18 protein-coding genes are annotated in these 20924 nt (G+C 46.1%); 5 read left to right on the top strand and 13 right to left on the bottom strand.

Annotated elements, in window-relative coordinates; translation table 11 throughout:
• Positions 1-5 precede the first annotated feature (5 nt).
• The 6 genes from Q337_RS18275 to argC form a co-directional block, all read right to left on the bottom strand.
• Positions 6-485, bottom strand: coding sequence for a DUF4265 domain-containing protein (locus Q337_RS18275; protein WP_051526534.1), 480 nt, complete (start codon positions 483-485; stop codon positions 6-8).
• Positions 486-578: 93 nt separating this feature from the next.
• Entirely contained in the window at positions 579-914 is a 336-nt protein-coding gene (locus Q337_RS0103710) for a YnfA family protein (protein ID WP_026470445.1), read from the bottom strand.
• A gap of 71 nt (positions 915-985) precedes the next feature.
• Positions 986-3280, bottom strand: coding sequence for an ATP-dependent Clp protease ATP-binding subunit ClpA (gene clpA / locus Q337_RS0103705; RefSeq protein WP_026470444.1), 2295 nt, complete (start codon positions 3278-3280; stop codon positions 986-988).
• Between the two features lie 8 nt (positions 3281-3288).
• Positions 3289-3831 carry an ATP-dependent Clp protease adapter ClpS gene (gene clpS, locus Q337_RS0103700; RefSeq protein ID WP_084494697.1) on the bottom strand — a complete coding sequence of 181 codons (543 nt, stop codon included), beginning with the start codon at positions 3829-3831 and terminating at the stop codon, positions 3289-3291.
• 53 nt (positions 3832-3884) lie between these two features.
• A complete protein-coding gene (locus tag Q337_RS0103695) occupies positions 3885-4643 on the bottom strand; it encodes a DUF6776 family protein (RefSeq protein ID WP_026470442.1) in 759 nt (252 codons plus the stop codon).
• Between the two features lie 187 nt (positions 4644-4830).
• Positions 4831-5883 carry an N-acetyl-gamma-glutamyl-phosphate reductase gene (gene argC, locus Q337_RS0103685; RefSeq protein WP_026470441.1) on the bottom strand — a complete coding sequence of 351 codons (1053 nt, stop codon included), beginning with the start codon at positions 5881-5883 and terminating at the stop codon, positions 4831-4833.
• Between the two features lie 230 nt (positions 5884-6113).
• Between argC and Q337_RS0103680 the strand changes: the two genes are divergently transcribed.
• Positions 6114-7781, top strand: coding sequence for a hypothetical protein (locus Q337_RS0103680; RefSeq protein WP_211253590.1), 1668 nt, complete (start codon positions 6114-6116; stop codon positions 7779-7781).
• Positions 7782-7802: 21 nt separating this feature from the next.
• Here Q337_RS0103680 and Q337_RS0103675 read toward each other — a convergent pair whose 3' ends face one another.
• On the bottom strand, positions 7803-8510 hold the full coding sequence (locus tag Q337_RS0103675) for a M48 family metallopeptidase (protein WP_026470439.1): 708 nt from the start codon (positions 8508-8510) through the stop codon (positions 7803-7805).
• An 18-nt stretch (positions 8511-8528) separates the two neighbouring features.
• On the bottom strand, positions 8529-9200 hold the full coding sequence (gene rpiA, locus Q337_RS0103670) for a ribose-5-phosphate isomerase RpiA (RefSeq protein ID WP_026470438.1): 672 nt from the start codon (positions 9198-9200) through the stop codon (positions 8529-8531).
• A gap of 106 nt (positions 9201-9306) precedes the next feature.
• Between rpiA and ilvA the strand changes: the two genes are divergently transcribed.
• Positions 9307-10851 carry a threonine ammonia-lyase, biosynthetic gene (gene ilvA / locus Q337_RS0103665; RefSeq protein ID WP_026470437.1) on the top strand — a complete coding sequence of 515 codons (1545 nt, stop codon included), beginning with the start codon at positions 9307-9309 and terminating at the stop codon, positions 10849-10851.
• Between the two features lie 74 nt (positions 10852-10925).
• Here the strand turns inward: ilvA and Q337_RS0103660 are convergent, their stop codons facing one another.
• A complete protein-coding gene (locus tag Q337_RS0103660) occupies positions 10926-12059 on the bottom strand; it encodes a phospholipase A (RefSeq protein WP_051526711.1) in 1134 nt (377 codons plus the stop codon).
• A 308-nt stretch (positions 12060-12367) separates the two neighbouring features.
• Positions 12368-15310: an insulinase family protein gene (locus Q337_RS0103655; protein ID WP_026470435.1), complete on the bottom strand. Its 2943-nt coding sequence runs from the start codon at positions 15308-15310 to the stop codon at positions 12368-12370.
• A gap of 385 nt (positions 15311-15695) precedes the next feature.
• Between Q337_RS0103655 and Q337_RS0103645 the strand changes: the two genes are divergently transcribed.
• The 3 genes from Q337_RS0103645 to Q337_RS0103635 all read left to right on the top strand — a co-directional run bounded on the left by Q337_RS0103645 (position 15696) and on the right by Q337_RS0103635 (position 17807).
• Positions 15696-16712, top strand: coding sequence for an adenosine kinase (locus tag Q337_RS0103645; RefSeq protein ID WP_034279184.1), 1017 nt, complete (start codon positions 15696-15698; stop codon positions 16710-16712).
• A 73-nt stretch (positions 16713-16785) separates the two neighbouring features.
• Positions 16786-17106, top strand: coding sequence for a Rieske (2Fe-2S) protein (locus Q337_RS0103640; RefSeq protein WP_026470433.1), 321 nt, complete (start codon positions 16786-16788; stop codon positions 17104-17106).
• Positions 17107-17183: 77 nt separating this feature from the next.
• Entirely contained in the window at positions 17184-17807 is a 624-nt protein-coding gene (locus tag Q337_RS0103635) for an OB-fold-containig protein (RefSeq protein WP_034279183.1), read from the top strand.
• Between the two features lie 184 nt (positions 17808-17991).
• Here the strand turns inward: Q337_RS0103635 and xth are convergent, their stop codons facing one another.
• The 3 genes from xth to Q337_RS0103620 form a co-directional block, all read right to left on the bottom strand.
• A complete protein-coding gene (xth, locus tag Q337_RS0103630; RefSeq protein ID WP_026470431.1) occupies positions 17992-18762 on the bottom strand; it encodes an exodeoxyribonuclease III in 771 nt (256 codons plus the stop codon).
• Positions 18763-18906: 144 nt separating this feature from the next.
• A complete protein-coding gene (locus Q337_RS0103625; protein ID WP_034279182.1) occupies positions 18907-19950 on the bottom strand; it encodes an alpha/beta hydrolase in 1044 nt (347 codons plus the stop codon).
• A complete protein-coding gene (locus Q337_RS0103620) occupies positions 19950-20891 on the bottom strand; it encodes a YdcF family protein (RefSeq protein WP_228133072.1) in 942 nt (313 codons plus the stop codon). The genes Q337_RS0103625 and Q337_RS0103620 overlap by 1 nt, the downstream gene beginning before the upstream one ends.
• Positions 20892-20924: the final 33 nt, after the last annotated feature.

The following is a 20924-nucleotide window of genomic DNA, read 5'->3' as shown; positions in this document are numbered from 1 at the left end:
GTAAATCAATCAGTATCCTCATCAACAGGGTCAGCCATTTCCCACATTTCAACTTCTGCACTGTTTTCAATTAGGTTGATGGCTGCTTCAAAGTCACAATGCGGTTGAATATTCACCACAAAAAATGTTCTGCCATTGCCCTCATAACCACAATTGAGTGCCTTAAGCCGATCCAGTAGCTGCGTTGCCTCATCCGAATCCTGAATCGAATTTTTTAAGAAAATGCGAACTGTTCGGTGGCCAGATTTTTCAATAACTCGGGTAAAATAAGGCCGTGGATCATCCTCATATTCAGCCGAAGGCTTGGCCTCAAAAATATCGTCATAAGATAGCCCATAAAAAAAGAATGGAAAATTTTTAAGTTGATACTGATCATTTCCCAGATTCAGCGCCCACGGTGATTCTGTATCTACCTCGTCACTATCTTCATATTCTTGTACCAGCACTACCTTAATCAGTTTATCCTGTACTACATCCTTGTTCATCTGATTTAATCCATTTTTATCATAGTTAGCTAATTTATAGCTTATCAGCTTAACTTTATCTAAAACAATGCATTAAATTAATAATTGCCTACACTACGTTGAAAAATCAGGTTGTAGCATGATGACAGCAGCACCTAACGTAATAATTAGCGCGCCTGTAATATCCCATACTGTTAGATTGACACGATCTACCAGAAATAACCAGCAAAACGCCACTACAATATAAACCCCACCATAAGCCGCATACACTCGCCCCGCCGCCGCTGGATGCAAGCTTAGTAACCAGACAAAGGTTATTAAGCTCAGTATTGCCGGAATGAGTAAATAAACAGACTTATTTTGCTTAATCACCAGATAAGGCAAATAGCAGCCTATAATTTCTGCCAGTGCAGTCAGGATATACAAACCAAAAGTTTTTAAAATCAACATGCAGTTTTGTCACTCATGAAAATTAACATATAAAAAAGCCAGCATAGTGCTGGCTTTTTTACCGGACAAGATTATGCAGGCTCAGCAGTCTGGTCTTCCACTTCCAGAATCAGGCCAGTTTCGCCATCTTTTTTGTCACCAACTGACACATGCACAAAACCACCATTTTCAGCCAGTGAACCAAACAGGATCATTTCAGCCAGTGGTTTTTTCAGCTCATCCTGAATCAGGCGCTGCATTGGACGCGCACCCATGTACTGGTCGTAACCCCGCTCACCCAGCCATTTTCTGGCATCATCATCCACTTCAAGCACCACTTTCTTGTCATCAAGCTGCGCCTGAAGTTCGATCAGGAACTTGTCAACCACAGAGTCGATAATGCTTGCTGGCAGTGGTTTAAACTGAATAATACCATCCAGACGGTTACGGAATTCTGGCGAGAATGCCCGCTTCATGGCTTCCTTGTTGTCATTGCTATGATCCTGCAGGGTAAAGCCAATGCTGGCACGGGCAATACTTTCTGCACCAATGTTGGTGGTCATCACCAGAATCACATGACGGAAGTCACTCTTACGGCCATTGTTGTCAGTCAATGTACCATGATCCATGACTTGCAACAGGATATTAAACACATCGGGATGAGCTTTTTCAATTTCATCCAGCAGCAATACACAATGCGGTTGCTTGTTAATTGCATCGGTGAGCAAGCCACCCTGATCAAAACCTACATATCCCGGAGGTGCACCAATCAGGCGTGATACGGTATGCCGTTCCATGTATTCAGACATATCAAAGCGAACCAGTTCAATGCCTAGTAAGCGCGCCAACTGACGGGTTACTTCGGTTTTGCCCACACCCGTTGGGCCAGCAAACATGAAGCAGCCAACTGGCTTTTCCGGTGCTTTTAAGCCAGCACGGGACAGCTTGATAGCCGACGCCAGTGTACTGATGGCTTCGTCCTGTCCAAATACCACACGTTTCAAGTCACGTTCCAGATGCTCAAGCGTGCTCTTGTCATCCTTGGATACGGTCTTGGGCGGAATGCGGGCAATACGTGCCACGATATCTTCAATTTCCGGTACAGCAATCACTTTATCGCTTTCTGGCAATAACCGCTGACGGGCACCTGCTTCATCAATCACATCAATGGCCTTATCCGGCAAGAAACGCTCATGAATATGCTTGGCTGAGAGTTCAGCCGCTGACGTCAGGGCTGCATCAGTGTAAGTTACGCCATGAAACTCTTCAAAGCGGCTACGCAAGCCATGCAGGATTTCAATAGTGTCCTGCACGCTCGGTTCGTTCACATCAATTTTCTGGAAACGACGTGACAGCGCATGGTCTTTTTCAAACACAGAGCGATATTCGGTGTAGGTGGTAGAACCAATGCAACGTAGACTACCGTTGGCCAGTGCAGGTTTGATGAGATTGGATGCATCCATGGTGCTGCCCATACTGGAACCTGCACCAATAATCATATGAATTTCATCAATGAACAAAATGGCATTGGGTTTTTTCTTTAACGCCACCAGCAGTTGTTTGATGCGTTTTTCAAAATCCCCCCGATATTTGGTGCCTGCAACCAGTGCACCGATATCAAGGCTGAAAATTTCTGCATCATGCAAAGGCTCAGGTGCTTTCTGGTTAACAATTAACCAGGCCAGCCCTTCTGCAATGGATGTTTTGCCCACACCTGGATCACCCACCAGCAGTGGATTGTTCTTGCGACGACGGCATAGAATCTGGGCAGTGCGCTCAATTTCTTTTTCACGGCCAATTAAGGGATCAGTACGGCCTTTTTGCGCTTCCTTGTTCAGGTTAACTGCATAAAGCTCAAGTGGTCCCTGAGCACGCTTAATACCGCCCTCTTCAACCTCTTCTTTGCCTTCATCATCAGACAATTCTTCTTCATTGATGTTCATTTCTTCGTCTTTACGCGTACCATGTGAAAGGTACTGCGTAAGATCAAGACGGTTGATCTGCTGTTTTTTCAGTAAATAAACGGCAAAGCTGTCGCGTTCGGAATACATGGCGACCAGCACATCTGCGCCTTCAACCGGGCGGTCACCACCACCGGAAGACTGCACATGAAAAATAGCGCGTTGCAAAATACGATCAAAGCTTTCGGTTGGATGTGGCGCCTGATCATTATTTTCGCCAAGTTTTGGCGTGTGTTGCTCAACGTAATCTTCTAGCTCGCGTCTTAGGCTGGCAATGTCTGCACCACAGGCTTTCAGGGCGCTGACTGCTGAATCATTTTCCAGCAGCGATAGCAGCAGATGCTCTACCGTTAAAAACTCATGGCGTTTTTGGCGCGCCATACTGACGGCCAAGCGTAACGATACTTCTAGATGACGACTGAGCATGTTGACCTCTATTCTGGTTGCGGCTCGATCTGGCAAAGTAAAGGATGGCCTTGCGAGCGCGCATAGTTGTTCACCTGCTGTGCCTTGGTCTCGGCAATATCCCGTGGATAAATGCCTGCAACCCCTTTACCTCTATAATGCACAGTTAGCATTACCTCGGTAGCGCGGTCAAGATCAAGAGCAAAATAAAGTTGTAATATTTCTATTACAAACTCCATGGGGGTGTAGTCATCATTAAACAAGACCACGGCGTAAAAAGGGGGCTTTTTTAGCTGGGGTGGTGCGGTCATGACATCAAGGTTATCCTGGGAACCATCCTGATGCTGATCGTCATTTTCATCTATGGCTTTTACAATCAAATGCTGATGAACATTGAGATTGGATTTCTGCTCACAGCTTGCCAAATGCCAGTCAACCAGTCCCTGTTGTAAAAATGCCTGCTTGCTATCACGCAGATTTTTGGCACGCAACTTGTCTTTGGCGCTACGCAAAACGTCTCGCTGAGTTTTGCTGCGTGATGAGCGTCTGAACAGTTTTTGCGCATCCAGCATTCATTGAACCTCATATATACAGGTAAAGTTAAAATAACAGTGCCAAGTGCTGCCTAGTCGGTATTGGCTTCAGCTTGTGGAATTTCAGATAAAATGGCAGGCATATCTTTAACAGGCGCACCACGCTCCCACGCATAGCGCTTGATGACCGGGCTGCCATTACCCTGCAATCGCACTTCAACAAAATCCGGGTTAAAACCAGAAGGCATGGTCCAGCGCCCAGTCAAGCGCTGAAAACTGTCAAAGCCGTAGGAATTATCAGACATCGGTACAACCAGAATATTGTTATCTTCCCCGATCAGGCGAATCTGGGCTGTACCACTGGCTCTGCGTTTATTGGGCTGCAACTGCATTAAATCAAGCCGGTATTCATAAGCCCGGTCAGGTAAAGGCTTAATATCAATATTTTGTACCGTCAACGCCACGCCACCGCGCAGGCGCAGGATTTCACGATAAATATCCCGTTGCTGTTCAGCCTGCTCGCGCAGGTCGGTTTCCTTGCGGTAGCTTTCCGTAATTTCCTTTAAATTGGTTAAACCAACATCACGTTCCTGAACAGTAGTGTTCAAGGTCTTATTTAAGATGTTGATTTCCTGCTTTTGTTCCTGAACCACTTCGTTGAGCTGCTCGGCGTCCGCTGCAAAACCAACCGCAGTAAGACCCTGCTGGTGACCAACTGCGTAGCCAAGTAACAAACTGCCGCCACCCACAATGACGCCACCCAGTACAATGGGTAAATTTGAATGGATAAACCGTTTAAAACCCGAAGGCGATTTGTGTTCCGCTGTTATAGGTTGCTCTACATCACTCATCTTGGGTTACTCAATAGTCCAGCAAAAACAGGGTTAAACAAAAATACAGCAGGCATTGAAGCGTGTTATGCATAACTGATCAATGCCTGTTTGTAAAAAAAATAGTCCAGCACACTGGAAAATTTACACTTACTCAAAACATTATGGCTTAAGTTTTTCATAAGCTCATGTTCAAAAAGCCCTGTATTTAAGGCAGTAAAGGCACAACTTCAAGTCCGGTAGTTTCAGGCAGGCCGAATATCAGGTTCATATTTTGTACAGCCTGCCCAGATGCCCCTTTCACCAGATTATCTTGCACCACCAGAATAACCAGTGTGTCACCATTATTGGGACGATACAGGGCAATACGCAACTGGTTCGCACCGCGCACGGAGCGGGTTTCCGGCAGACTGCCAGCAGGCATTACATCAACAAAAGGCTCTGTGGCATAAGCTGATTCAAACAACGCTTGTAGATCGGCCTGCTTGCCCTGCTCAGTGAGCTTTAAGTACATGGTAGTAAACATGCCACGAATCATGGGCACCAGATGCGGCACAAAAATCATCCGGTCAAACCAGCCTTTTTGCTGACTGATGGCATCCAGCCCCTGCACAATCTCAGGATGATGACGATGGCCCTTAACGCCATAAGCTTTAAAATTGTCTGATGATTCTGAAAACAATAAACTGGTTTCTGCCTTGCGGCCTGCCCCTGAAACCCCGGATTTTGCATCAATAATCAGGGTATCAAACTGAACCAGTTGCTCCTGTGCTTTTAATAAAGGCAATAGCCCTAATTGCACCGTGGTGGGATAGCAGCCAGGATTGCCAATAATGCGCGCTGTTTTAATGGCCTCACGATTGATTTCCGGCAAGCCATAAACCGACTCTTCCAGTAAGTCAGGACAAGCATGCGGCATACCATACCATTTTTCAAATTCTGTTGTATTTTTCAGGCGAAAATCTGCTGCCAGATCAATCACTTTTACACCAGCATCAACCAAATCACGCGCCTGCTTCATGGCAACGCCATGGGGTGTGGCAAAAAAGACGACATCACACTGGTTTAAGACATCCTGATCCACATTGGAAAACTCGAGATCAGTAAGTCCACGCAGACTGGGAAACATGGCATCCACACGCATACCAGCCTCAGTGCGGGAAGTGAGTGCCTTGATTTGTACATTCGGGTGGCGCAGTAAAATCCGAACGAGTTCAACACCTGTATAGCCTGTTCCACCCACAATACCAACCGAGATCATTCAATCACTCCACATACAAATCTGATCGGCATATAGTATGACAGGAAGATTGTCCTGACAAAACTACCGATTGTTGTAGACGCAGGGCTTTTTTTGTTCTTAAATAGCGGCTAGGACAAAAGACACAATAACTCAGGAGCGCGTGGATGCCCTCGTTATCATCTCATTCTTTCTTAGTAAAGCATGGCTTAGCAAAACACCGTTTAACCAGACTTAGTCAGGCCATTATTTTGGGCCTTAGTTCCGCTTTATTATTTACTGGCTGTGGTGGCGATTCGCCAACTACACGAACCAGCAATGACGATACCACAACGCCTGAAACCACCTATAAGCTAACGGTGACTTCGCCTGTTCAATTACAAAATGCACTGGTAAGTATCATTGATACCACGACTGGTAAGGAAATTGACCAGAAGACTATTACTAATGGCAGTGAAGTAAGTTTTGATATCACAGCATCCTATGCGGATGGTGGACGTATTTTAATTGCAGAAGTTTCAGGTAAGGATAATACAAGCCTTTATTTTGATCCTGCCTTGGGCAAAATGGCCAGCCTAAATGCACCTTTGCATGGTGTATTTGTCATGCTGCCTGTAGAGAGCGAAACAATTGTCAGCCCCTTTACCGAAATTGCTTACCAACGCGCGCTGGTACGTGCCAACAATCTGGATGCGAGCAAACCAGACTTTAGCAAGCTTGACCTGAATAGCCTCGCTTATGCCAATCGTGAGGTTTACAGTACATTCCGGGTTAATCCTGTAACGCTGGTTCCGGCAATTGACAGCTTAAATGATTTAAGCAAATTTATCATTGATACCAAGGATGTGATTGATCCACCCAATACCACTATTGAATATTTGAATATTTTTTATGCCATAGGTCATATCAAGCTTCAGCAAATTGAAAATAGATCAGATACTACACCCCTGTTAACATTTGCCAAACGTGCAGGTGCTGATATGCGCGATGGCAATTTGGATGGCATGACTCTGGCTGGTGATGGTAAAAATGGAACAGTCTTTTTGGATAATCCAATTATTCCCCAGCAAATTGTAAATACTGACCCTACTTTTAATAATCGTACTGATAAAACCGAATTGAAGGCATTATTGGCTACCACCCAAAAAGCTGCCCGTGAAGGCTATGCGACACGTCTGGGCGGCGCTGAAACGGACGACAATAAAAACAAACTGGGTGGTGCAATGGCAGCGTTATTTGCCTCATTGACCAATCCAGATGCTAAAGGTAAAGACTATTTTGCTACAGTCGACTTCATTACTGGTCAGCATCCAAGCATTAATGAAGGTTTTCTTTCTCCCCTTATTCCCAGAAGTTTTGGTGCTGGTAATTATAAATATGCTTTTGGGCTAGGTAGCCTTAAGCTCACTAAAGACGTTCAAAAAATCAGGGATTCCAATTGCAATCAAGTTGAATTTAGCGATCCAAAAGCTGGTGACAAAGACTATGTTGCGAAAACTCAAAATATTGATTGCGAGATTGGTGCCAATGCAGATGGGATCCTAGGTGTTTATAACGAGGTTGAAAATCTGGTAGGCACTTATACCGGCGACAATCAATGCCAACTGACGATTAACTTTAATGGCGATATAAAGCTCACCAATGGTCAAAAAACATTTAGCAGCAGCATTAACCGCGATGAATCTGATTCCATCATCCGGCTTGAGCCAAACGCCGAGAAGTATCTCATTAATGTTGCTTCTGCAGAACGTAATCCGCCAGAATTTATTCAGATTGTAATTACAAACCAGAATATTGTGTCTGCAACAGCAGGTACTGTAACCAGCATTAGGTCAAAGCCATTTCCCAAAGAAAATGAACTTGATACTAAAGATCTGGTATGTCAGGGCTTTAAGCCAGTATTTACCAAGCCTTCATAATGCTTTACTGATATAGACTTGTTAATTAACGTGCCACCATGCTGGCAGCTTAAACTGTTTAAGCTGCTGGCGGTGCTGCAAATAACTAGAATCTACTTTCAACATTTCCTGCCAGAATCTTGCCGAGTGATTGAGCTGTCTGGTATGACATAATTCATGCAGCAGGACGTAATTCGCCAGCTCTACTGGTAACAACAATAAAGCTGCATTTAAGCTAATGGATTTTTGGCTAGAACAACTACCCCAGCGTGTTTTGGCATGTCTGACCTGACAACCTTGATAAGTAAAATGATGCTGTATTGCCAGTTGATCAAGCTGTTCTGGTAAAAAAATACTAGCCTGCTGACGGACCCAGGTTTTGATTAATCTTCCAGCCTGATGTGCGTCAACACACAACAGATTATTTTGCACAAACAATCTTTGATTATGCGTCGCCAACCCTGGTAAATACGTCGCTGACACTTTTATTAATTGAACCTGATAACTTTTCTGCAATAAGGGAAAATTAAGTATCTCGCCATGGACAGGTGCTAAATTGGCTGCTGTCTCTGCATAGTTACTGTTCCATGTTGAAATTAGCCAGGTTTCCGAGTCTTTTAAAAAAGCCTGAATCTTTTTCTCAGATGTATTTGGCGGTACGGTCAAATACACCTGATGATGCTCGATGCGTAGCTTTAAGCGACGGGCATTATTGTTTATCCGCCGCTGAATATCAGGAATAGCCTGCATCTGGAATGACAAATATTTTTACTCAGGCTTAACGGTACGAACACCCTGATCACTGGCAATCAAAGCCAGACTCGCGCCACGCTGGGCAAAAATACCATTGGTGACGACGCCGGGAATATTGTTGATTAAGGTTTCCATTTCAATGGAGTTTAGGATATTCAGGTTAAAGACGTCCAGTATCACATTGCCATTATCGGTCACTACGCCTTCCCGGTATACAGGATCACCCCCCATTGTCACAATTTTACGGGCCACACTGGAACGCGCCATTGGAATTACTTCAACCGGAACCGGAAAAGCACGACCCAGTTGGGTTACCCATTTGGACTCATCAACAATACAAATAAATTCTTTGGCTACAGAAGCTACAATTTTTTCACGTGTCAGCGCAGCACCACCACCTTTAATCATGTGTAAATAGTGGTTAATTTCATCGGCCCCATCCACATAGGCATCCAGGCTAGCTACATGGTTCAGCTCAATCACTTCAATGCCGACGGCCTTAAGACGATCTTCTGTCGCCTTTGAACTGGCTACTGCGCCTTCAAGCTGAAGGCTTGGCAACATATCAATCAGGAAATTTACAGTACTGCCTGTGCCAACGCCTAGAATACCGCCTTTAGGCAAATGCGCTAAAGCAGCCTCTGCAGCAGCCTGTTTTTTTTGATCCTGAGCTGACAGTATTGCCATAATTCACTCTCTTTGGTTTAAAAAATCAATTTGTTGCAGCTAAACCTTGAAACACAGGCACTGCTGCAATACTCTGTTGGGTCTACATTATACAGGTGAAATCAGCATGCTCTCACGTTGGGTCAGACAAATTTTACAAGCCACAGTGTACGACGTAGCTATTGAAAGTCCACTTGACCTGGCTCCACGAATTTCTGAGCGCCTGAATAATAACATTCGCCTGAAACGCGAAGACCTGCAACCGGTTTTTTCCTTTAAGTTACGTGGTGCTTATAACCGCATTAGCCAGATGCCAAGCGATCAGTTAAAGCGTGGTGTAATTTGTGCTTCTGCCGGTAATCATGCGCAGGGTGTGGCTTATTCGGGCCAGAAAATGGGTATTGATACCATTATTGTGATGCCTAGTACCACACCTGATATTAAAGTCAATGCTGTCAAACGCTTAGGGGGCAATGTAGTCTTGCATGGTGACAGCTTTGATGTGGCCAACCAGTATGCAATGCAACGTGCCCAGCAAGAAGGCTTGGCTTATGTACCACCTTATGATGATGAACTGGTGATTGCCGGACAAGGCACCATTGCCACCGAAATCCTAAAGCAGTGGCGACAAGTCGAGTATGTGTTTGTGGCTGTGGGTGGTGGTGGTTTGATTGCCGGGGTTGCAGCCTACCTCGGTGAAGTGGCACCGCATGTTAAAGTGGTGGCTGTGGAATCTGATGAGTCTGCCTGCCTGAAACTGGCACTGCAATGTAACGAGCGCGCCAAGCTGCCTCAGGTGGGGCTCTTTGCTGATGGCACAGCAGTGGCACAAATTGGTGCCCTGCCCTTTGATGTGTTACGCCTACAAAAATCAGATGGTTCAGGTGCAATTATTGAACCGGAAGTGGTGACTTGCTCAACCGATGAAATCTGCGCTGCCATCAAGGATGTGTTTGAGGAAAACCGTACGATTGTAGAGCCATCCGGTGCACTGGCTTTAGCGGGTATGAAGAAATATGTCGCTGAGCATGGGATTGAAAATAAAAACATGGTGGCCATTGTGTGTGGTGCCAATATGAACTTTGACCGCTTGCGCTATATTGCTGAACGCACTGAAATTGGTGAAAAACGAGAAGCCATTTTTGCAGTGACTATTCCAGAAGAAAAAGGAGCTTATCTGGATTTTTGCCGTGCGCTAAAAGGCCGAGCCATCACCGAATTTAACTATCGTTATCAGGCTGCATCAGACCAAGGCAATGGCGCAGCGCACATTTTTGTGGGCATTGGCCTTAAAAATGGTGTGGTTGAGCATCAGGCTATTTTAAAAGATTTACAGGGTTATCAGGTGACTGACTTAACCGACGATGAAGTGGCCAAACTGCATATCCGTTACCTGATTGGTGGGCATGCAGGTCTGGATGACGAGCATTTATTCCGGGTGGAATTTCCAGAGCGACCCGGTGCACTGCTGACTTTCCTTGAGCGCCTTGGCCAGCAGTTTAATATTTCCCTGTTTCACTATCGCAATCATGGCGCAGCAGAGGGCCGGGTGCTGATGGGCTTGCAACTGGGTAATCATCAGCCACAGGAATTAACTGCTGCGCTGGATGCCATTGGTTATCCATATGAGGAAATTACGGATAATGCTGGCTATCAGTTATTTTTAAAGTAATTAAATCAAGATTATTTGATTTAAAAAAGCGCATGTTTTTTAGATATTCATGCGCTTTTTTATTGTCTTAAACCTTAGTACCAATTAAGCAGTGATACACCAAGGCCAACATAAGTTGCTTTGTGATTATAATCAATCAGGCTTTCACCATAGCCATCAAAGACCTGTACATAACCGCGCAGGCTACCATTAATGGGAAATGCCCAGTCAAGCTGCACAGCACCGTGATTATCATTACCACCTTTTAAGCTATGGCGCAGCATGAGCGAAAACTCCTGCTCCTTATATCTATAAAATGCCTGCAAATCACCACGCCCAATGTAGTCTTCAATATCCGGATTATCATCCTTGTGCGAATCACTGTCAGGAATGCGATACCAGGGTCGTAGCATCAAGGTAAAATTATCCCGCTCAAAGCCAACATTAACAATTGCCCGGTTCCAGCTACGGGAAAATGGCAGTTCCCGGCCATTCGACTGGTGGTTTAAACTAATTCCCAGCAAGCGGCCATTTAATCCCAACAAATTATAATTGGTGCCAAAAATCAGGCTGGCTTCCGGTTCATAATTGGTTTCGCGAAATGGCCGTGAATCGGCTGCATTATATAACTGCCAGCGTGATGACTGCGTGTAACCCAGCCACAAGTCACCATAATCACCAAACACTCCTTCCATGGCCTTGGTCTTCAGGCTGAGCTGGAATTTCCCTTCAACCCGGCTAATATCCTCAGCTTCCTTTAACTGATTTTCAGGATTTGGGCTGAATGGTAAGTCATTAATATTACCAGTAATAAAGACCGGTAAAACATAGCTGGGCTTATAGCTTTTCAGGTGAAAAGTGCCCAGTTTGGCCGTATGGCTCAGCTCCCAGCGGCGATCCAGTAGGGAAATGGTAGGATCATAAGGGGCTGCTGCCCTAAACCACTCACGGGGATTAATCCCCTGTAAAAACGTCAGCGCTTTTGGCGCATCACTGGCGATTGGCGTTGCAGCGGTTGCCTGATTTTCACTTTGAATTTTTTCAACCACGGCCTGTTGTGCTATAGGCGTTGCCGGCCGCTTAAAAAACGCATCATAACAATCCAAACGCTCGGCATTGCTTTCCAGGGTAATGCAGCTTTCAGGCGTGGTCGGCTGATAGGCAGGCGTTAGTTGTGCAATAGAAGCTGGCGCAGTTGGCAAGCTAAATACAGGTTCGGCATGAGCCATGCCGCTGAGTGAAATCGCCAGTACGCTGTAAATCTTATTTTTGCCAAAGGTCTTTTGACCCGTCATTTTAGAAGCTTGAATGGATTTAAACATGAAAAACAGGCCATTATCGGATGGCCATAGCATAAACAGGCATTTGCAAAAAAGCACTAACCCTGAGATGAAAAAGCAAAGTCCTTTATTCTAATCCATTCTGAATATGACAAAATTTTTATTACAATGCACAAATAAATGAACCTTATGAATTTTTTGCATTCACAAGGTTCATGTAAAATATTCAGCCAGAAGGATTTTCTAGAAAGAATTTCCTAGATTTGTTCTACTTTAAAGTTTAACTCTTGCAGTTCGCTAGACTTGGCATAAGGTGCCACCACGGCTCGAACCGGGGTTTTAGACTGAATATACTGCCTTGCTACCCGTTTAAGGTCATCCAGTGTGACCTCCAGCAACTTGCTGCGCATTTGCTGTCTAAACTCCGGCGTACGGCCATGCAGCATAGCATGACAGGCCGTAATTGCTTCGCCAGCCGGTGATCCCGGCTTATCCATACTGGCAATCAGGCCCATAATCGCTTCTTCCAGTTGATGTGGCTCCTGTTTTTCATTCAGCAACCAGTCAATGCTGCCTGCAAAATCCTTAAAGGTTTCACTTAAACGCGGATCACGGTAGCTATGGAAACGGAACGCACAAGCATTGCCATCATAGCTTGCACCACCACCGTAGGCACCGCCCTGCTCACGTAATGCCCGGTGCAGGAAGCCATTTTTCAGGTACGGGCCAAGTACCATCAAGGGACAGGCATCCGGATGATTGACCGGTACAGCCGGATACGCTGCGGCACAGAACTGGACATTGGCCTGAATCAGCCACGCAATATCGCTATTTTCAACCGGATGTTCCGCAACCTCCAGAGCCTGGGTTTGGTTAGATAATTCATTATTGCTTTGCTGCCATACCTGTGCCAGTTGCTCACTGAGACTTGCCATTTTTTCCTGTTCAGCCACCAGCAGGAATTGCTTGGGCAGGCTAAGTACCCGCTCATGCAACTGTTGCAAATCAGCAATCAATTGGTTTAACGCAACATCGTCCTGCTCGATGTTTTGCACCAGATTTTTGAGCCACACTAATGCAGGTAAACCCGCATTGTAATAATCCCGGCGGGCCAGCGCACTCATGTGACGCGACGCTGTTTGCAGCGCATAGCTATGACCAGCACCAGACAGACGCGACTGCCAGCGTGCCTTACGTTGTTGCAGTAGCTCTAAAATGCGGTCTTTTTCATCAAAACGCAGCTGTTCAAACGCTGTTTTCAGCAGGCCCAGCGCTTCAGTTTTCTCATTGAGTGCCTTGGTGGCCAATACCAGATAACTGCTGGTCTTGTCGCTATCCTGAATATCAGAACGGAAACTGGCGCCCAGATGCAAGCCACCACTGACCAGCGCCTGAGCCTGCTGAATATCAAGATAACTCATCTCACTTGCACCAAGTTCACCCACCAGCGAGGTATAAATTCCCAATAAAGGCGATTGCAACACGTCATCAGGAATCTGGATGAGCACCTGCTGGTAATACAAGCCGTTGGTTCCTGCCGCATACTGGTAAAACGGTGCAGCCTGCCCTGCCAGATTTAGGCTGGTGGTTTGTCCTTCTACAATATGAAGCTCTGCCGGAATATCAGCCAACCCAACTTTGGGCAACAGGGACAAATCATCTTCCTGAGCCTGCCGAACTTCCAGCAATTTAGCCTGTTCAATCAATTGCTGGCGCTTGTCATCATCCAGTTGCTGGGCAATGGCATCCAGTCTGGCCTGCTCAGCGGCCTGATCACGGGCACTTTTTTGCGGATCAGGGCTTAAAGTCAGGCGCACGCGATGCGGATTATCAATCAGGTATTGCTGGATGAGTTGCGGCAGCCACGCTGGATCTTTTAGCTGTTCACGCAGTTCAGCCAGGTGTGGCTCAATCTGCCATACATCCAGAGGATCAGCTCCATGAATAGCACTGCCCAGTCCATTTAATAGCAAAGTCAACCCATAAGGCATGCCGTCACCACTGATTTCACGTTGGTGCAACTCAATCTGGTGCAGCACCGCTTCAATCTGGTTACTGTCAATTGGATTGCTTACCACCTCTTGCAATACCTTGAAAATTCCGGCTTCCAGTTCATCGGCTTTGTCGGCTTCACTGCCCTGCAACCCACAGAAAAAGGTCATTTCAAAATTGCTGTCATCCAGTCCCATAATGGGTGAGGTGGATTCACCCAGACCACAGGTTTCCAGATACTGGCGCAGTGGTGAGGCTGAATGTTCCATCAGCACGCCTTCCATCAGGCGCAAGGCCAGACGGGTTTTAATATCGGTGCTGGGTGGTAGCAGCCATGCAAACTGGATATAGGTTTTTTTGGCCAGTTCCTCGCTATCGACTGCATACACATCCTCAACCTGAACAGGTGCTGTCAGGCGTTGTTCCGGTACTGATTTGAGCGTTTCGCCTTTGCCGAAGTTTTTCAGTGCCTGCTCTTCAAATGCAGTTTGCAGCTCAACGGGTGGCAAGTTACCAAAGCTCATGAAAACCGCATTGGACGGATGATAATGCGACTTGTAAAAATCAATTAGATCCTGATGCGACAAATCAGGAATATCGGCTGGATTACCGCCAGAATTATAGTGATAGGTGGTTTCTGGATATAAATAATGCGCCAGCGTATGATAAAGCTGGTCGGATGGCGAGCTCATCGCGCCTTTCATTTCATTAAACACAATGCCTTTATACACTGGTTTGTCATTTTCCAGCTCAATGCGGATGCCTTCCTGCGCAAAGTCCAGCTCATTTAAATTGGCAAAAAATGCCGCATCCAGATACACCGACAACAGGTTATAAAAATCGGTCTTGTTCTGGGTAGCAAACGGATAGGCTGTCCAGTCGGCTGCGGTAAAGGCATTCATAAAAGTATTGAGTGAACGGCGGATCATGGAAAAGAATGGATCACGCACCGGATATTTTTGCGAGCCGCACAGCGCGGTGTGCTCCAGAATATGTGCCACCCCACGCGAATCCATGGGCTGGGTTCTAAATGCCACCAGAAATACGTTTTCATCATTATCGGCTGCCAGATGGTAGTGCAGCGCGCCGGTTGCCCGGTGACGGTACTGTAAAAATTCGGCCGACAGCGCAGGAATATAATGCTGGTTGATTAACTCAAACGCAGGATGAACCCGATTTTTATCAGTGATTGAAAACGCGGCAGTCATGCAAACTCCAATTTTTAACTTATCCGGCTTAATTGCAGAATAACCTCATATAAGGCCAGATAATGGTAGAACGAATATTTTGTCAAGAATATCAGCTAATCAGCAATGATGCTGCATCCTGTACCGATTTGACCAACCTGATTTATGAAATATCAGCAAAATTGCCATGAATAAAATCATTCATGCTAAAACAGGCCGGGCATTAGTTTAAGTTAAGCTGAGGTGCAGAAATTTCAAGGCAAAAATATATTTATCTATCTAAATGCATGATAATCTTTGCCTCTTTAAACCACCTGTTACTGTAGCCGGTTACTATAATCAGGTTAGGCAGCTTACTTAGTGAAATACGGGTCAGTGAAACACAGGAAAAAAGGGAATAACGCTTATGTCAGTTGATTTGTATGTTATTGGAAATGCGCTGGTTGATCTGGAATACAGTGTAGATGATCAGTTTTTACAACAGCATCAACTGCTCAAAGGCACCATGCAACTGGCTGAGCAAACTGCCCAGCAGCAATTACTAGCCCACTTAAATCAGAATCATCATGCGCAGGAACAGGCCAGTGGTGGCTCGGCAGCCAACTCTACTGTGGCATTTACTGCAATGGGTGGATCAGCGTTTTATGCCTGCCGTGTAGGCAACGATGATTTTGGCCGGTTTTACCTCAATGGCTTAAGTCAGGCGAATGTGCAGACTTCCAGCAGCTCAATGAGTGAAGGCGAAACTGGCACTTGCGTGGTACTGGTAACGCCGGATAGTGAGCGCACCATGCAAACCTATCTGGGGATTACCGCCGAATTAAGTGCTGCGCAGATTGATTTTGAACCCTTAAAAACAGCCAAATATTTATATATTGAAGGCTATTTGGCCACCAGTCCTACGGCACGTTTGGCGGTTAAACATGCCCGTGAAATTGCCAAAGACAGTAATATTGCAACAGCAATTACCTTGTCTGATCCAGCCATGGTGCAATATGCCCGTGAAGGTCTTGATGACCTGATCGCTGACGGGGTAGACATCCTGTTTTGTAATGAGCATGAAGCCCGCATGTATACCGGGACTGAGCAACTGGACGATACGGTTGCTGCTTTGCTGAATCTTGGCAATATTGTCATTATCACCCGTAGTGAACAGGGCGCCATTATTGCAACACGTTCTGGCAAACGTCTGACCATTGAAGCAGTGCCCTGCAATGCCATTGATACACTGGGTGCTGGAGATGCCTTTGCCGGTGCATTTTTATATGGCCTGAATAAAGGCTATACACTGGAAAATTGTGGAAAGCTAGCTGCTGCAACTGCGTCCAAAGTGGTGAGCCAGTATGGGCCACGCCTGTCCGTTGAACAATATCAGGCTATTTTGCAAGCTGGTTCATTTGCCAGTGATTTAGCTGCTATTTAATTTACTGTGGGTTAATTTTCCCATCGTTAAGTGTTTTAAAGTTTTCGCAAAGGTGTGACCCATGCAACCCATCATGCAACGACTGTGTAATACTGAAGATATTCCGGAACGTGAGGCCCGCGGCTTTGATACCGATAAAGGCCCAATCTTTATTACCCAGCGTGATGGGGCATTTTATGCTTATCTTAATAATTGTCCGCATCTGGGCACAGAGCTGGAATATCAGGAAAACCAGTTTCTGGATATGGATCGTGAATACATTATTTGTTCCACGCATGGGGCACTATTTCAGGTTGAAGATGGAGCCTGTATTTTTGGCCCATGTCAGGGCGATCATCTAACGCCGGTAGAAATCAGTGTCCATTCCGATGGTGGCATTTATCTGGTTGAATAAGGACATAGACCAGCTTTTACAAACCAGTCATGGGTTAATGATGGGGAATAAAGCTGGTGAATTTGGCGAGGACAGCCATGACAGGTTCAATCTTTTTTTCAGCACCGTTCTTGCTGTTTACTCTTGCACTAATCAGCATGCTGCTGCTGGCATTGAGCGAAACGCTGGGTACTTCATTAAAATTTAGCCCGTCTGCCTGGATTGAAGCCCACCTGCCGCGCGTGGTGGTCTATATCCTTAAACGCCTGCATGCCAATCAGTTCCCTATTTTTATCCTGTCTATCCTGTTTTTGCTGAGCACTGGTGTGTTTGGCTATTTGTTCCAGTTTATCTGCTATGCCATGACTGATGCCTTTGCGTCGGTCTGGCTGATTATTCTTCCGGTGTTGCTAGTAAGCCTGTTGTTTACCGCTTTTTTAAGTCATTGGCTGAGCCAGCTCATGTATAGTGACCGCACCATGCCGGTAATTGGCCAGCCTGAGCTACTGGGACGGATTGCAACCATTTGCCGTGGTGATGCCCGGCCCGGCTTTAGTGCACAAGCGCGGGTACGTGACCAGCACGGTCACCTGCATTATGTGGAAGTTGAACCGGAATTTGGTGAGCTGGAACTGCACAGCGAAGTGATTCTGGTCTCCAAGCACAAACATTTATATATGGCCAAAACCCTGCCCAAGGATAATCATTTACTGGATCAATAGATCTCTTTCAAAAGTCCAGTTTCGACATGGTTCCTGAGCTTGTCGAAGGACGGTCACTGAGCATTCGACAGGCTTATGCCAAGGTCTTGTCGAAGTGGTCGAAGGCGAGTTGGATTTACTTTTGAAAGAAGTCTAATAATCATAAGAAATTAGTAACGATTCAATAAAAACTGGGGTATGACGTTTAGCCAATGTCCAGCTCTAAAACGACAGGCGTATGATCGGATGGACGTTCCAGCTTGCGCGGCGCACGGTCAATCCAGCTGGATTTTGCAGCGGGCACCAGTGCCGAACTAATTAAAATATGGTCAATACGCAGGCCCAGATTGCGCCGAAAGGCCACCATGCGGTAATCCCACCAGCTATAGAGTTTTTCAGGCTGCTCAAACAGGCGAAAACTGTCATGCAAACCTAATGCTTGCAGTTGCCGAAACGCAGCCCGCTCAGGTTCACTCACCAGCACACTACCTTGCCATCGCTCCGGGTCATAAACATCGCGGTCTTCGGGCGCAATATTATAGTCACCGAGCAAGGCTAGCTTGGGATATTGCTGTAACTGCTGCTCAAGGTATGCGGTGAGTGCTTGTAACCATTGTAGTTTGTACAGATATTTGTCTGAACCCACACTTTGCCCATTGGGGATATACACACAGATAATCCGGATACCATGAATGGTTGCTGCCACTACCCGCTTTTGGATGTCTTCCAGATCAGGAATATCAAACTGCACCTCTTCAATAGGATGCTTGCTAATAATTGCAACGCCGTTATAGGTTTTTTGCCCCAGATGCACCGCCTGATAGCCAATATTGGCAAATTCATCATAGGGGAACTTGTGGTCTTCTATTTTGGTTTCCTGCACGCATAAAATATCAACGGCTTCGGTTTTCAACCAGTCCAAGACCTGTGGCGCGCGGACATTGAGTGAATTGACATTCCATGTGGCAATTTTCATAGTTAGGCAGTAATCGTAAGAAAAAAGATAGAAATATCATAGACTGCCTGAGTAATGCAGGCTGTACAATTCCTGTTTTCTATTTAACTTTTGAATAAAAATTATTTTATTTAAAGCGATTAGAAGATGGAACAAATAGGCGTTTTATTCAGGATCAAAATAATAACGCTTGATCTCATTGGAATGCAGGAAAGCCGGAATCAGACCGGTTAAGGCAGCACGGATGTCCGCCCGTTCATTGATGAGCTGATGCGAACCTTCTTCCAGAATCAGCAGGGTTTGCAGGCGAAACTTCTTGCGGATAAATTCAAGGTTATAACGCCAGTCTACGGTTTCATCCTTGGCGCCCTGTGCCACCCAGACTGGAATCCGGCAGGCCGGCAACTGCTCAATTCTTACCATCCATTTAGCCAGCGCCAGAATCCACTCAAGGCTCATCACCCGTGGTTGCAAAGGGTCTGTTAGCCGTACAAAGCGTAAAAATTCAGGATTGTGGTTATTGCGCCTGAAGTTGCGCGGCACGTTACGCTTTATTTTTTTGATCAGGGTCAGGCCAACGCTGTTGTGCCACCATGCACTTTTGGCCGGCCGTACCAGTGGCGACAATAGCAGTGCACGGTCAATCATGGGCGAACGACGCTGGGATGCTGCTGTCAGGGTATGGTCAATCCAGATGGCACCACCAGTACTTTGCCCAATGCCCAGCCACGGTTTTGGCAACTGGTCACTATGCGGTGCAGCCCACTCGCCAATTTCAGACAATATGGCCTGATATACTGCAAATTCCTGAATACTGGCCACAGGCCCTTCCGTTAAGCCATGCCCCGGCAGGTCATAGGTAATGACACTAAAACCCTGCTCAATGATTTCCTCAATAATCGGCTGATAAATACCGCTATGCTCCAGATAGCCATGGATCAGCCAGACTGTGCCATGAATCTGTTGCTTGGGCTGAAATACCTGAATATGGGTTTTATGCTGAGCCACATTTAAGTATCCTTGCCAGTGCAAGGCGTCAATCTTGTTTAGGCCATACAGGGTTTGATAACCTTCGAGCACCGGACTTAGCATCATTGGCTCGCTGATGCTTAATAACGGCAGCGCATCCGGCGTGCTCTCACGATCCGGCAATGGCAACTGGGTTGCACGCAATACCGCAGGCGACTGAAAAGGATAGGGTTTATTCATCAGGGCACCTCACGGCAGTTGGTTTCACCAAACCATAAATCACGGATACTGGCAATGGCTTCATAGGTTGCCCGGCGGCTATGCATCAGATTGCTTTTGCTGGGCTTCCATCGGGTTGGTGCATTTGGTAGTGGCGCCACTACAGGAATAGTATCAATGCCATTCATGGCAAACAGGCGTCTGGCACGCGGCATGTGATAGGCATCAGTAATCAGCTCAACACGTGGGGCACCACCTTTTTTTTGCAATAGCAGAGCACTAAAGCGCGTGTTTTCACAGGTGTTCATGCTACGGTTTTCCATCAAACGGGCGTCCACCTGATGCGCCTTAAGCCAGTTTTGCATATACGGTGCTTCTACACCACTCAGCAAGATGGGTAATGGATTATGCTGCTTCTGGCGCACTGCTTTTTCAAGACGCATGCGAGTATAAGCATTGACCACAATATTATGCATTGCATCACGGCCTAGTCCACCGCCTAGCACTACGATGACATGCGCCTGATTTTTATTTAACTTCTTTGCTATATTCTGTTTTGCTGGCTGATTACTGTCAGTATGGTTGCTAGCAGCATTTGCAGACTGTTTTTGTACCTGACTGCTATCTTGTAAATAATCGTCCTGCAATTTGGCCAGTGTTTCTGCCAGACTGGGAACATTCTGTGCTTTATCTGTACTCTCACTTGTTGTGCCATTGGCAGAATCTTTAGGCTGCGGATCTTTTTGTGCTGCTTCCTGTTGGTCAAATTCCTTTAATAACTGTTGCGCCTGCTGCTCAGCAATTTGCTGCTGCTGTTGTTGCCATTCTGGTGAGCCAGGTTCAGGCTGGTCCACTTCCTCGATACGGCCATCTCCTTTCTGGCTGGCCGCAGCCACCTGATTGACCGTTACCGGAATCTTGTTAAGACCCCACAGGATAGCCCGCGCATAAAACGGGCTCATGATAAACAGCACAACTGCAACCACTAACAATGC

Source organism: Alkanindiges illinoisensis DSM 15370 (assembly GCF_000619845.1).
Lineage (GTDB): Bacteria > Pseudomonadota > Gammaproteobacteria > Pseudomonadales > Moraxellaceae > Alkanindiges > Alkanindiges illinoisensis.
Note: the sequence above shows the minus strand (reverse complement) of the source record. Positions and strands in the feature narration are given on the sequence as shown.

Excerpts from the sequence above, each read along its gene's own strand:
- clpA (WP_026470444.1), bottom strand. The coding sequence starts at position 3,280 with ATGCTCAGTCGTCATCTAGAAGTATCGTTACGCTTGGCCGTCAGTATG.
- Q337_RS0103640 (WP_026470433.1), top strand. The coding sequence starts at position 16,786 with ATGCAACGACTGTGTAATACTGAAGATATTCCGGAACGTGAGGCCCGC.
- Q337_RS18275 (WP_051526534.1), bottom strand. The coding sequence starts at position 485 with ATGAACAAGGATGTAGTACAGGATAAACTGATTAAGGTAGTGCTGGTA.
- Q337_RS0103620 (WP_228133072.1), bottom strand. The coding sequence starts at position 20,891 with ATGAGCCCGTTTTATGCGCGGGCTATCCTGTGGGGTCTTAACAAGATT.
- Q337_RS0103695 (WP_026470442.1), bottom strand. The coding sequence starts at position 4,643 with ATGAGTGATGTAGAGCAACCTATAACAGCGGAACACAAATCGCCTTCG.
- Q337_RS0103645 (WP_034279184.1), top strand. The coding sequence starts at position 15,696 with ATGTCAGTTGATTTGTATGTTATTGGAAATGCGCTGGTTGATCTGGAA.
- rpiA (WP_026470438.1), bottom strand. The coding sequence starts at position 9,200 with ATGGCAATACTGTCAGCTCAGGATCAAAAAAAACAGGCTGCTGCAGAG.
- Q337_RS0103635 (WP_034279183.1), top strand. The coding sequence starts at position 17,184 with ATGACAGGTTCAATCTTTTTTTCAGCACCGTTCTTGCTGTTTACTCTT.
- Q337_RS0103675 (WP_026470439.1), bottom strand. The coding sequence starts at position 8,510 with ATGCAGGCTATTCCTGATATTCAGCGGCGGATAAACAATAATGCCCGT.
- ilvA (WP_026470437.1), top strand. The coding sequence starts at position 9,307 with ATGCTCTCACGTTGGGTCAGACAAATTTTACAAGCCACAGTGTACGAC.
- Q337_RS0103710 (WP_026470445.1), bottom strand. The coding sequence starts at position 914 with ATGTTGATTTTAAAAACTTTTGGTTTGTATATCCTGACTGCACTGGCA.
- clpS (WP_084494697.1), bottom strand. The coding sequence starts at position 3,831 with ATGCTGGATGCGCAAAAACTGTTCAGACGCTCATCACGCAGCAAAACT.
- Q337_RS0103625 (WP_034279182.1), bottom strand. The coding sequence starts at position 19,950 with ATGAATAAACCCTATCCTTTTCAGTCGCCTGCGGTATTGCGTGCAACC.
- Q337_RS0103660 (WP_051526711.1), bottom strand. The coding sequence starts at position 12,059 with ATGGCTCATGCCGAACCTGTATTTAGCTTGCCAACTGCGCCAGCTTCT.
- Q337_RS0103655 (WP_026470435.1), bottom strand. The coding sequence starts at position 15,310 with ATGACTGCCGCGTTTTCAATCACTGATAAAAATCGGGTTCATCCTGCG.
- argC (WP_026470441.1), bottom strand. The coding sequence starts at position 5,883 with ATGATCTCGGTTGGTATTGTGGGTGGAACAGGCTATACAGGTGTTGAA.
- xth (WP_026470431.1), bottom strand. The coding sequence starts at position 18,762 with ATGAAAATTGCCACATGGAATGTCAATTCACTCAATGTCCGCGCGCCA.